The 12,859-nt window shown below is 51.7% G+C and carries 7 protein-coding genes; 4 read left to right on the plus strand and 3 right to left on the minus strand.

Annotated features, from left to right (window positions below; translation table 11 throughout):
• The first annotated feature begins 853 nt into the window (after positions 1-853).
• The 3 genes from LA756_RS13595 to LA756_RS13605 are packed head-to-tail and all read left to right on the plus strand — an operon-like array spanning position 854 to position 4,799.
• Complete coding sequence (locus tag LA756_RS13595; protein ID WP_224435270.1) at positions 854-2,263, plus strand: protein kinase; 1,410 nt, start codon at positions 854-856, stop codon at positions 2,261-2,263.
• Complete coding sequence (locus tag LA756_RS13600) at positions 2,260-3,417, plus strand: UvrD-helicase domain-containing protein (protein ID WP_224435271.1); 1,158 nt, start codon at positions 2,260-2,262, stop codon at positions 3,415-3,417. The genes LA756_RS13595 and LA756_RS13600 overlap by 4 nt, the downstream gene beginning before the upstream one ends.
• On the plus strand, positions 3,414-4,799 hold the full coding sequence (locus LA756_RS13605) for a hypothetical protein (RefSeq protein ID WP_224435272.1): 1,386 nt from the start codon (positions 3,414-3,416) through the stop codon (positions 4,797-4,799). The genes LA756_RS13600 and LA756_RS13605 overlap by 4 nt, the downstream gene beginning before the upstream one ends.
• 201 nt (positions 4,800-5,000) lie before the next feature.
• Here the strand turns inward: LA756_RS13605 and LA756_RS13610 are convergent, their stop codons facing one another.
• Positions 5,001-8,705 (minus strand): DEAD/DEAH box helicase family protein, encoded by a 3,705-nt coding sequence (locus LA756_RS13610; RefSeq protein ID WP_224435273.1) that lies wholly within the window; start codon positions 8,703-8,705, stop codon positions 5,001-5,003.
• Positions 8,706-8,874: 169 nt separating this feature from the next.
• Here LA756_RS13610 and LA756_RS13615 point away from each other — a divergent pair, with 169 nt between their 5' ends.
• Positions 8,875-10,056 carry a tyrosine-type recombinase/integrase gene (locus LA756_RS13615; protein WP_224435274.1) on the plus strand — a complete coding sequence of 394 codons (1,182 nt, stop codon included), beginning with the start codon at positions 8,875-8,877 and terminating at the stop codon, positions 10,054-10,056.
• Between the two features lie 110 nt (positions 10,057-10,166).
• On the opposite strand, the gene LA756_RS13620 is transcribed toward LA756_RS13615, so the two are convergent.
• Complete coding sequence (locus LA756_RS13620) at positions 10,167-10,673, minus strand: hypothetical protein (RefSeq protein WP_224435275.1); 507 nt, start codon at positions 10,671-10,673, stop codon at positions 10,167-10,169.
• 775 nt (positions 10,674-11,448) lie between these two features.
• Positions 11,449-12,813 carry a DUF123 domain-containing protein gene (locus LA756_RS13625; RefSeq protein ID WP_224435276.1) on the minus strand — a complete coding sequence of 455 codons (1,365 nt, stop codon included), beginning with the start codon at positions 12,811-12,813 and terminating at the stop codon, positions 11,449-11,451.
• Positions 12,814-12,859 lie beyond the last annotated feature (46 nt).

Below are 12,859 nucleotides of genomic sequence, written 5' to 3' on the forward strand. Positions count from 1 at the left end.
CTTCTATTGACAAAGATTACACTTAGCAAAGGAAAAGAACTGACTCCTCGGGTGTTGCCGACGTGATCATCACTTCTCAATCTAGTAAAGGGTCTTCTTTGGAATGCCCTAAGAAGAATTACTGCATAGGTCACGCATATCTTTATAAAGCCGTGGATTCACTTGAATACGAGTGTGCACCACCGTTTGCACAAACTGCTCTGCCGCAGCTCGCAATCGATTGACCTGCAAAACTTCGAGACCACGCCAGTCGGGTTCATCGGTGTCGATGTTTCTAACACCCTTGCATAGGTTCCCCACAGGAAAGGCCGCTGCCAGTAAAACCACCGTGCAACATGTATAAGAGTCGCCAAATCACCTTTTACACTGGAAGACGCCAGTTCCGATCTTTTGTCTAGAAACCTCAAAAACGACTCCGTAACCGATTTCGTTCACTGGTCAGGGTTATCTACTCCATGAGGACATCGATGAACCCTTGCAGGTCAGATTTTTGGTCTCGAAAGGTATTTGTCCTCGCCGAGCCGACTTCGACGGACATGTCGAGTTCGAACCAAACCAACAGACTGTCTCACCACGCTTGAGGCAACAACTAATTCACACCATGATCGATCGCCGTCAACTCCATGACTGCAATCGTTCGCTCCGAACTTTCGATTCGAAATCGGCCCGGACTCTTATTTCATGTATTTCGTTGCCAGTTTGAGCACCCCAGCCCCCGGAAACCTGGTTGATTCTGGACGCTTCTCACGAGGTAAGATACATTACCGCTTGCAACTGGCCAACCTTTACATTCGCAGGATGATGTGGAGGCCGAGGAGTTTGAAACGCAGTAGCCGACGATTGGAGAACAAGTATGGATGAAGCACGGGCCAAGATAATGTCCGGCGAACTGATCGGATCATCCGTTTCTGGCTGGAACATCATCTCATACTTAGGATCTGGAAAATCTGCGTTAGTCTTTCATGCTAGAAAGGACGCACAGGATGCTGCCCTCAAAATCTTCGACCCCGAATTAGTGGAAAGATTTGGTAAGGAAACCCAACTTTCGAGAATCGCACGCGAATGTGCTTTAATCGGCGAGTCTCATCCAAATCTCGTAGAAATCTTCGATGGCGGTGAATGTCAAGAGTCGGGACATCTTTTCATCGCGATGCAATTCTTGAAAGCTCGTGATCTCGAAAAAGCTCTTCCCGATGTCCCCCTAGACAAGATCGCGTCCATAGTTGAACAAGTCGCTGCGGCGGCAAAGTTTCTCGAAGACAAAGAACTCGCCCATCGAGATATAAAACCATCCAATATTGCAGTTACCAACGATTTTGAGCGAGCAATTCTGCTAGACCTTGGGGTCTTAAGGCCATTCGGCGATCCGAGTCTGACCGACGAGGCAGGACGGCCTTTTATTGGAACTCTTCGCTACAGTTCTCCCGAATTTTTGAGGAGAGAAGAGGAGGACAGCATCGAAGGATGGAGGGCTATTACTTTTTACCAACTCGGTGGAGTTTTGCACGACTTGATTACCCGTCGTCCATTATTCGACGAGTTCTCCGAGCCGTATGCTGTGCTGGTCGAGGCTGTAAAAAGTGAGAAACCTGAAATACACGGGGATGAAGTTTCGCCGGACTTGGTTCTGCTTGCACAGAATTGTTTGGTGAAATCTCCCCAATCACGCATTGCATTGGTCAGTTGGGACGACTTCCTTAAACTAACTTCTCCACCAAAAGAATCTGCTCAAAGCGCACGAGATCGCGTGAGAAAACGCAGCTTATCAGCACGTGTGGCATCAGATGAACTTACGGTTGGATCGAACACATCGCCGCCTGCCCAACTGACGCGTCAGATAAACGACAAATTGAGTGGAATTGTACGATTGGAGTGTGCAGGAAATTCCGCGTTTCCACGCATGCAAATCGTGGAACTTACGGGTGGGCAAGTAGGAATTCACGTTGTTTTCGATTCTAATGTGACGCTCATGGTTCCACGTCAGCTCTCAATCAAGTTCGTCGCCGAGGTGATAGATGAGCCGACGCTATCTGTATACGTTTCCGCATCGGCGTGCTTGTTAGATGGCCCCAATGATCATGGAGTACCTCCATCTGAGTGCGGTCTGTTTCGAGGTCCATTAGACTCTTCCAGCCTGCCGACAAATGTTCAAAATGCTTTGTATCAATGGCTGGATGCCGTCCAGTCTAATAATCAGGGTTCTCATTCATCTGGTAATCCGAACTGGCTGGCACCCCTTCATTCAACTGAGGAGCAGTCATGAGCGAAACATGGTGGGTAGGTCAGGACGAGCTTGACGAGGATCAACAAAAGGTCATCGCATTGCCGGAATTTGGAAATTACCTTGTTACGGGGCCACCTGGCTCTGGAAAAACCAATTTGCTCTTGCTTAGGGCGAACTATCTCTATTTGTCAAAGCTGAAGAATATTCAGATCATCACGTTTACACGCTCATTAAAAGAATTCATTGCCAGTGGAGCCGGTCAATATGATTTCCCAGCATCGAAGATCGTGACATGTCGGGAATGGCAAATCGACTTTCTGCATCAATACGGACGCCATATAGATCCCACAGGAACATTTGAGAAAGTTCGTGAAACGTTTTTAGATGAAATGCTCAGAGTTGCCGACGAGCACAAGCTTGAGAGTATCTATAACGGCATCCTGCTTGATGAGGCTCAAGATTACACGCCGAAAGAAATTGAATTGTTTGACCGATTAACCGAACGTCTGTTCTGCGTAGCCGATGAGCGACAAAAAATCTATGCCGGCGACGACTCATTGAGCACGATCGCGAATCGAGTTAATCAGACATTTGAGCTTAAATTTCACTATCGAAATGGAGTAAACATATGCCGTGTAGCCGACGAAATTGCTCAGAAATGGGATGGTTACCGTCCACTCGTCGAGACCTCGAACTATGACGAAGCCACCAATCCGTCCACTGTAGACTACAAGCGACTCCCGTCGCTCGAAGCTCAGGCGACAGAAATTGTTTCGCGTTTGAATACGCAGACTGCCGCGTTTCCAGATGAGTACATTGGAATACTGTGCCCTAAGAAGGAGCAAATGAGCACTGTTTGGGAAGTCATCAGTTCCTCGGCACACGGAGGAAACGCATTCTTGCTCCATGGTAGTGCGAGCGATACCTTTCCCGCGGACAAAAGGATAATTGTTTCAACGTTTCACGCCGCGAAAGGCTTAGAGTTTCGGGCGCTTCATCTGGCAGGTTGTGAACTCCTCCAGAAATTTGGAAACAACAGGAAGATGGCATTTACCGCGGTGACACGAGCAAAAACGGCCCTCTCGATTTATCACACCGACGATCTTCATGGCTATTTCGAAGCGGCATTGACAATAGTTGAGCCAGCTGCAAGTCCTCCTACTATGGCGTCAGTTTTTGGAGGAAAGAAATGAACTACTTTTGGAAGTGCAGTCGAGAAGAATTCGTTGAATTGCTCTCGCGTAGAAATCCAGTCCCTCGAAAGGTTGTTATTGAAAGCGAATCTCCGGAAAATTTTATTGTTCGGGGAGATGACGTTCTTCTTGCATGGAAGTCTCCACCTACCGATTCGTTTTCGCTTCCTCGTGCCGCAGTTGTCGCCGATGGGAAGACTTCGGATTTCCTTGCCTGGTGCTCGACTTACTTTCGAAACATTCGACCGTTTACAGCGCATTGCCGCGTTGAAAATCCACCAAATGCACGACTTGCAGCCAGTGCAGCCGGTACCGATTGGACTACAAGAAACCGATCTGTTGACCTTGGCTTGATCATTACAGAAGCTATTGCCTACTCAATCGGTCGCGCCGACATAAATCGTTTACCTTTTAGTGCTTTTACGCGAACGATGTCATTCGCGCTAGCAAAGGCTGTACGGAACTATGAGGTCTCAGTCGTTTCGAGCCGGGAATTTCAACACTTATTGGAGAAGGGATGGGATTCAACCAGAAAGCTCGTCGGCAATCCACCATTAGACCTGACACCGAATGAAGTCAAGAACGTATGGGAAGTAGTTCTGGCCTCAGATGCTCCAAGCGAGAATGATATCGTTGCAACTGCGCTTCACGAACTCAAGTTGGAAGGACGGCTTTCGAAGAACACATGGGGCAATCTTTTGCCCAGTTCGGTTTCCGCAACGGAACTCTGGTCAGCCATGGAAGGCCCCCGCGAAGGTCGAGTAATTGCTGTCGAAATTGGCCTTCGTACATTGGCAACAGGAACAAAAACCACGCAAAGAAATCGCGCCTTTGCAATGGGTTACTTGGTCAGCAGAGTGAGGCCTGGCTCATTAGATCATCTATCATTGATCTTTCCACTAATCGGCGAATTGCGAGAGAGTCTTCTGTGGTATGGCGTATGTGCTGGATTTGTTCCTGAAACCACCGTTGACAATTATGGAAACGGCTTAGGCTGGCTGATGCGGAGAGAGCTTGGACGCCCATCACATTGGCTTGAAAGACCAACTTGCGATATTGCTCTAGCGGAATTGATGACGCTTCTCGAAAGCCGAGATTCAGGCCGACCAGATTTTCGCACGATTTCGCGTGGCGTACTAGAAGTCGAAATTCTGCCACTCATTTCAACCAACGTTCGCTGGGCTGATCAATCGGATACCGATGTGGTTCATCGGCAAGAGGTTCAACAGTCTTTCTTCAAGGAAGAATCGAGATTAGAGTTGGAAGTGCACGAAATACTACGAAGGATCGAGGAGAGTTCGATGTCTCTTGACGCAATCCGCGAACGTGTTGAACGAGCGTTTGCGAAGTCTTACCCTAAAAGCCGCAAACGAAAGAAATGATTGGCTCGTATCAACCCATTCCACATTTGTTATATTCTGACCTCATTCGAAGACACATTCTCACTTGCTTTCGAATTTACGGGCGACTCGAAACCTCGACTCTACTTGTCCTCAGTGAGTCCAACAGCCCTGACTTGGGGCCGGCGATGGTCAACTCTCGTAAGAATGGGACCGATCGTCGACAGTGATAAATACGGAGCCTCAACGCTTTCCGTCGTTAATAACGGCAACAAACTCTGCCATGATTCTTATTGATCCCGCTATGTCCTCAGTGATGGGAATCGGTTGGTAGTCCAGGTTGAGAGGTTCAAGTTCGATCGTCTGATACGTCCCGCCGCCCTCGCTGCTTCGCTTCCTGGAGCGGTACCGCTTTACCGTGTAGCGCCCCCCATCTTTCGGGTCGAGATGCGCGTTCACCTGAACGAGCAAGAGTCGGTCTTCCCTGCTACCTGCTGGACATGGCCGGAACAGACACCACGCACCGGAAGGAATAGTCGGCTCCATGGATTGGCCTTTCACCTGCGCGGCAAACATCCCTTCTCTGAGACGCTGATTTGGGACAGGAAGCCAACCAATGGGTTCTGGGATTCCCACGTTGCTCCAACCGCCAGCCGCGACAGAAAGGTCGTAAATGGGAACGTGCGTGGTGAATTGTGCTTCGACAGGGATTTCATCAAAGATCCCGATCTTGGAAACATCGTCAGGTAACTCAGAAATTTCTGCCGAATGCCCTTCGGGCATATTCTCAGGTTTGGCTTGCCATCCTTCCCCGCGGTTTTCAAACTGGACTGTAAAATTGGTACCAGGCAGTCCGGCGTTTGGCCCAAACCATTCCTGCAAAAGCGAACCAAGCTGATTCTTGGTTTCCCCCAAAGGCTTGGCCACGTTACAGGCCACCTGCACGAATTTGAACTCCCAAACCTCGCCATCGGGAAGTTGGACCTCGGTAACTCCCACCGGCCGATTGGGCTCTCTTGCCCTATCAGGCAGGAACAGAATGGGACGCCCATTGGCGTGGGAGACCTTTGCTGTGAATACTACTTCACCAGGCTCGGTATCTACCAAACGCCGGCTCTTGGCATAGGCAGCCAATCTCCATTCGACGATCTCTTCCGTCATTGCTTCAAAGGCCGGCTTCAAGTGCTCGGTAACGTCGAATGCCAGTTGGAAGTGATCACCCTCTCGGACAAACCAGGTCTTGCCCTTTTGCTTGGCAAGCCAGCGCCCGATCGGCCATTGGTTCCACCAGGCAGTCCAAGCTTCATCCTCCGCCGTCTCGTGATCAAGAGCGTGCCCGTCTCCTTCAAGATCGCGACGAAGAACCTGGTGATTCATGAGATATTGCCGGCATTTGCTCGCGAACTCTCGCAGGTCCACGCCTTCAAATAGCTTTCCCTGGTCGAGCAGAACGCGCAAGACAACCATTTTGTAGGACTTGTTGAGATTCGTCGTCTCTAGCATTCTTAGCCAGTCCGCAAATTCGGCGGTAGCTTCTTGCTCCTCCTGGGACAAATCGCCTTCCGACTCAGCAAATGGGAACCAACTGCCTTCTGCGGCTGATATAGTTCGCGGCAGAAAGCCACGTGAAAACACTTCCAACATAGCTGGTCGTCGTCCCAGGTCGTCACGGATGCTCCGATACCCTTCGATCGCAGCTGATCTGCCTTGGGGAAGGAACACCCTGAGCATGTCTTGGGCATCCAGTTCTACATCCAATAAGCATCCCTCGGGCAGACTCGGAGGCTCGCCGTTGAGCCACTGCCTGAGAGTCTGCCACCCTTCCTGAGAACTCCGTAGCGAAAGAAGGTGGATGATTCGCTGGGCGAAGACTCGATGGTTCCCGACAAAATCGATCACCAACAAGCGAGACTTGCCCTCACTGGCTCGTAGCCCTCGACCAAGTTGCTGTAGGAAGATGACTTTCGACTCGGTTGGCCTCAACATGACGACTCGATCGACAGCCGGAATATCGAGTCCCTCATTGAACATGTCGACGACGCAGAGAGTATCTAGTTTGCCGGTCCGCAAGGCCTCCAGAGACTCACCGCAGCTATCACTACCGGCCCCGGAGAAGACAGCCGCGGACGACATGCCGATCGATCGGAGCCAGTCCCGGGTGAACAGGGCATGTCTCCGAGAACAGCAAAAGACGATCGTTCGCTCACCGGGATGCGAGTTAAGGGCAGTCTGAAGGCGATCCATGCGTTCGCTTGTCTCGACGCGTTGTTCCAGCTCTTCGAGGTCAAACCGACCATTACGCCAGGGGATTTGCCGGAAGTCGACGGTATCCTTGATCCCGATGTAATGGAACGGCACCAGCGCCTCCTCGGCTATTCCGTCGCCAATGGTCGCATGATAGGCCAGATTGTCGTCGAAGATGGCGGCCACGTCGAAACCATCCGCCCGTTCTGGCGTAGCCGTCAGCCCCAGAATGAAGCCCGCCTGGACTTTGGCGAGAACTCGCCGGTAAGTGGGAGCATGAGCATGGTGGACCTCATCGACAATTACGTAGTCGAACTCCTGCTGGGCGATTTGCTCCAGCCCCTCAGGTCGCGATAGCTTCTGAATCGAGGCAATGACCGTATCGCCGTCCAAGCAATTTCGATCGCCTACATACCAAGCCGTCGTTCCTTCGGCGTAGGCTGCGTCCAGAACCAGCGAAATAGCCGCTTCGATTTGGGCCAGGATCTGGGCGCGGTGAGCAATCACGAGGACTCGCGGACGGCGTTCCAGGCCCGCTCCAAGTTGCCGCACATCAAAGGCTGCCAGCCATGTCTTGCCCATACCGGTAGCTACTGCAACCAAGGCTCGCTGGTAACCCGCGGAACGAAGCTGATCGAGAGCCTGAAGGGCTTCCGCCTGCCAGGGACGTGGAACCAGCGGTACTTCACGAATATCCGTGGCCTCAGGCTCAAAATGCTTCGCCCGGTATTTGGCGGCAAGCTGCGAGTAGTCTTCAACCAGTTCTGGCGTTAGAGGTGAAGCAAGTTCCCACAACGAATCAAACTCAGTAGATGCCTGAGAATGGGCTTCAGGCTCTGCCTCTTGAGTCGAAAGCAGGTTCCATTCTATGCCTGTCTGTAAAGCGGGCCTTGAGAGGTTGCTACTCCCAATCGAGATGAAGCCATGGTGATCGTCCGCAATTCGCCACGCCTTGGGGTGAAACGATGCCGGTCTCGATGGGAGTTTGGCGATCTCCACCAACTTGACGAACAGCCGCTCCGCTTGAAACTCCTCAACGGCTAGGTCACACCACCCCAGAAGACGTCGCAGCGCCTGAGCGTCGGAGATGTAGAGGTAATCACTCACCAGAATGCGGACGCGCGCTTCATTCCGTATAGCGTCAAAGATCCGCTCTTCGATGACGTCCAGACCTGATAACTGGACAAAGGAGGCCAGGACATCCACATACCGGGCACCCGCGATTCTCCATGAGAGATGTTCCCACAACGGCGAGTCCGGGTATCCCGAGCTAAGCTGTAAGCCGACCTGCTTGGAGCCAGATAAGCCCTGCTCCGGCGACTCCACCAAATAGTTACCTTTGCTGGGAATCACATGGCGAACGCCACCACGGGGGTCGGACATATCGCCCAGGTAACGCGGAATCACATGAATGTGCACATGAGGTACTGTCTGCCCCGCTGCTTTTCCCGCATTGAAGCCCACATTATAGCCATCGGGCTGCGGGTCGAGTGTTTCATCGAGCTTTGCCTTCACCTCTTTGACCAGGTCCATCAGGCCAACTTGTTCGGCCGACGTGGCATCGAACCAAGTAGGCACCAGACGCCGAGTGATCACCAAGGCGTGCCCGGGGCTGACGGGAAAGCCGTCGAAGATTGCAAAGGCGACCTCGTTGGATGCAATCCACTTGTCGCAAGGAATCGAAAGAAATACCGATGGCGGCATACGCCGGCCCTCAAATCATCTGTAGTTGGATCAAAGCTGGACAATGGTTGCCCTATGATCCAATCTCAGCCGCACAGATGCAAGTCAGCGTCACTGCCCCAACGCTAGGACGAGGCATACTATTCCAGTTGAACAACTCATCCCACGTTATCTCAAAGGGGCACCTGAAATGACCGAAAAGCATGTCGAAAAGAAGCGTATCCTCGTCGGAGACCGTGTGACTCTCGTCCAGCGTGGCAAGAAGAGAATCTGGCAGATGGATTTCTATTATAAAGGGCATCGGATACTGACAACCAAAACCCGGAACTTGAAAATCGCCCGTAAGAAAGCACTTGTTGTGGAAGCACAACTCATCCAAGGCACATTCGGTTCCAATGTCCAGGAAAGCAGAATCGCCAGAACTGCTCTCGCGGAAGCTATCAAGCAGTTCATGGAATATCGAGTAGCCGAAGGCAATCGCCCGGGAACCATTGCCCGCTACTCTTCAATCCTCGATCGATTCAGTGATTTTGCTTCCAAGGTGAGAGTGCAGCGTGTCGACCAAGTGACGGTCCCCCTCTTCGATCGCTACCGCAGCATGAGGAAGCCGGTCATCAGCGGGCATTCCCTTTGGCAAGAGTCGCGACTGTTGAAGGACTTTCTCCACTGGTGTTTTACGCGTGGCTATATCGAGACCAGCCTTCTAGCCAACGAGAAGTTCCACGTGCCTAACGTGAGAAAGAAGTCGGTGCTCACGTTTGAACAGGTGAATCAGATCCTTAGGTCAGCCACACCGACCCGTCAAACGATGTTTAGTGTGCTGGCACTCACAGGCATGCGCAGCGGCGAACTGCGAAACTTGCTGATAGAAGACGTGGCCCTCGAAAGCGGCTGGATCTACATTGTGTCCCGAAAAGGACGAGAAACCAAAACCGGCCAAAATTGGAAGGTTCCCATTCACCCACGACTTCGCGACGTCTTACTAAGCTACCAACCCAATGAAACAGGCTGGTACTTCACAGCGATGGCCAGCGAGAAGTACCCTGATGGAAATCATCACATCGATCCCGACGACCTAAACGACGACTTTAAGGCAACACTCCGAAGGGTTGGAATACCGGCTGGCCAGAAAAACGGAGGCTTCACGCTCCACTCTCTGAGGCACTTCTTCAAGAGCCACGCGATTGCCCAGGGTGTTCCCCGTGAATATGTCGATGACTGGCAGGGACATACGCCCAATTACAAGGTCGCCTCGGATGCCTACGTTCACGTCCAGGATGATGATAGTCAGCGTTGGATACGGAGAATTGACTTTTCGGATTTTAACCACGTCTCGAAAAGTATCACTAATTGTCGATTGAATATGCCATAGAGTTGCCGGTGGGGAACATGGACTTCTTGAATCTCAAACTGCCAGATAGCACTCTTCCAACGTTCAAAGAGGCACAGCTCCCAATAAGAGAGAGGTAACCGATTCGACGGCTAATCGTTCGTCTCATCCGTTGGATTGCCCCGAACGTCGGAAGAATCAATTCTTGGTAGCGGCCTATCCCTCGCCAGTGGCGAAAGCGTATCAACGTACCCGTTTGCCCAATCAAGCCAAGCATTCAACTCATGACTCAGTTTGGGACCTGACCGTTGGGTTGCTTCCTCGCGAACCGCTTCGATGTATTGGCGAAGTTCCACACAACGGGCCCAATCGGTCGCGGCAGTTAAAAAGTGCTTCTGTCGCTCCCTTTCTTTTCTCTGCTTCTCTTCGGCTTTCCGTCGTACGCGTTCTGCCGCTTCGCGTTCAATCGCTTCCTGGCGGTTTCGGATTTCCTGGTGGCGAGACTTTTGAATCTCTTGGAGTAGCTTAATTACCACCTCATTCAGGCGATCTTCCAAGAGCGTCTCACCATCAGAAAGAGTGAACATCGGTCCCCAACCATCGCCACGACATACGAGTAGTCGCAGCTCACCGGTTGGTCTGTATTCATAGTCGGTCATAAAACGCGACCTTTGCTCCGCCTTCTCAACCTTCTGAAATCTTTCGCGGATAACGAAGTGGAAGCTATGGTCTAACATCGTAACTTCGTAGGGGCATTTGTTGCGGTGCGTGCTGCGCCGGAAAGCCGTTTCGTATCCGCGGGATTGCAAAGCCTTGAGAAGTGCATCCAATAGAGCCAGTGCCCTTGAAATCGATTGCTCATAGACCTCAATCGTGAGCGTCTCCTCGATTCGCCAGTGGGACGTTAATCGGTCATACGTTCCACGAAAGGCTGATTTCATCGCTTCCTTGGTTACTAGGACCATAGGATGTGGAGCGGTCGGTCTCTTAGGTACGAAGATTCTGTTACTGGACTCCTGTTCAAAAGCGATCCGCTGGGCAATGTCGGAATCGTATCGTTCAAGATTGATTTTGCGTCTTCTGGATATCCCTGAACGCTTAGCTTTCTTGCGTATATCACCCTCTGGCGGAAGCGCGATCTTTCGGACGGAGAGACCGTTTCGCTTCCGCTTCCAATACTCCCGGTCCGGGATTGGAATACGAAGCTCGTGGCACCGCTGTCGCAGGGCGACGTCGGTTTTCTGTAATGCTTTGGCAACTCGGCTTAATGGCTCGTTCCAAACGCGATCATAAAGTTCTGTTCGAGTTAGTGCGGGCTGTTCGGAATCAGCTGACATTTCTCGCCTCCATCTTATGGGGATTCTCGGTGCGGAATCCCCGGATCGAGGCATGCGGCCGAAACAGAGGCCGAATGCCAACTTCATTTTCCAATACTCATCCAAAGCCGGCCACAGAAATTGGTACGTCATGCGAATATTCTACGGTCTGGCGAATGGCCTTTGCGGCTTCCACGATAAGCTGGACTTCCTGTCGCACTCGCTTTCGTTGATCTTCGGTGGGAAGAATGTCCCGATGGACCATTTCCTGGTGGTCCCAGACGTTCTTGACCGTCAGCCGCAATGCGAGGCGTCCCAGCCCAACGACCGTTCCTTTAGCAGAGCGTTCTCGCAGGACAGGCATGACTACTTCCTTCCTGAGTCCATGCGGAACGCTCTGTGAATTGGGTTGAGTGGAAGTCGTTATTCCTTTGAGAGTCCGAGCTGCTTCCATGCACAATCGAGACAGTCGCTGGGATTCACAACGAACACCGATATTCCGCGATCGCTTGACCTCTGAATTGAGCTTCTGGATCGCACCGCGGGCCCTAAAAAGCCTCTTGAGGACTTCTGTAAAGTCCACTGTGTCAAAGACAGTATCGTCGTTGCTCGGTCCGATGGAACGAAATCTCCCAGATACGACACCGTGAAATCGATATTGCTGGCGAGTGTCGGACGTCCGACTAATCTGCATGATCGCTTTTCGAGCTTGCGGCCGTTTCGAGTCGAACAATACGTCGAAAGAGTCTGAACCGCAGTTTTCCATAATCGTCTCGACCGCTTCCGAAAACTCAATCGCTGCCTTCAATCGGGGGAATGAGACTTTCGCATTTTTAACCACCTGTTCCGCCAGAAAGCGACCGGGACGTCCTTTCGCTAAGCTCTTCAAGTCATCAAAGCCGATAGGCCCTTCTGCAACGGCCAGGCGACGTTGCTCAAGAAATTGGCGACCGAGGTAATACTCTGCGACTAAGGAAGACCACTTTCGAGAAGTGCCCTTCTTACCGTCTACAATTTCCACGAAGACCGGCAGACCGTCATTCAGATTCTGCAAGCGACCGCGAAATTCCGATGTCCTGGGCTGATCTGAGAAATAGAAGAAGTGAGACCTACACCCAGCTGAACAGTCACTTGCTCCAAATTGCTCCACTGGGACGCCGGCACCCCGAAGCGTGCCCATCGTCTTTGCCCAAGTGTGCTCCGTTTGAGGATCGTCGGTTTTGCCATACCATACTTCGCGGAGAACCGCATGTTCACGGAAATAATCGACATTCCAGTGCATGCGTTTGCCGTGATCACTTCGGCGCTGGTGGCGTGCGACGCGGCTATGCAAACCGCCGGGTCCACGTGCACTGCCAACGTACGCGTACCAGCCCCTGTCAAAATAGTGCTTTGAGCCCTTCTTATCGAACGTGATCCACATCTTCTTGTGAAGATAAAAAATCAGGACGTAAACGCCTGGTGTTTTGCTGATGGAGTTCATGGTGTTTCCTAATGAACGGGAATCTCGTCTTGAGTTTCCCGTTCCA

Source organism: Bremerella sp. TYQ1, assembly GCF_020150455.1.
GTDB classification, from domain to species: domain Bacteria; phylum Planctomycetota; class Planctomycetia; order Pirellulales; family Pirellulaceae; genus Bremerella; species Bremerella volcania_A.

Bases quoted from the DNA above. Each gene is read 5' to 3' on its own strand.
- LA756_RS13595 (WP_224435270.1), top strand. From the start codon at position 854: ATGGATGAAGCACGGGCCAAGATAATGTCCGGCGAACTGATCGGATCA.
- LA756_RS13600 (WP_224435271.1), top strand. From the start codon at position 2,260: ATGAGCGAAACATGGTGGGTAGGTCAGGACGAGCTTGACGAGGATCAA.
- LA756_RS13605 (WP_224435272.1), top strand. From the start codon at position 3,414: ATGAACTACTTTTGGAAGTGCAGTCGAGAAGAATTCGTTGAATTGCTC.
- LA756_RS13610 (WP_224435273.1), bottom strand. From the start codon at position 8,705: ATGCCGCCATCGGTATTTCTTTCGATTCCTTGCGACAAGTGGATTGCA.
- LA756_RS13615 (WP_224435274.1), top strand. From the start codon at position 8,875: ATGACCGAAAAGCATGTCGAAAAGAAGCGTATCCTCGTCGGAGACCGT.
- LA756_RS13620 (WP_224435275.1), bottom strand. From the start codon at position 10,673: ATGACCGACTATGAATACAGACCAACCGGTGAGCTGCGACTACTCGTA.
- LA756_RS13625 (WP_224435276.1), bottom strand. From the start codon at position 12,813: ATGAACTCCATCAGCAAAACACCAGGCGTTTACGTCCTGATTTTTTAT.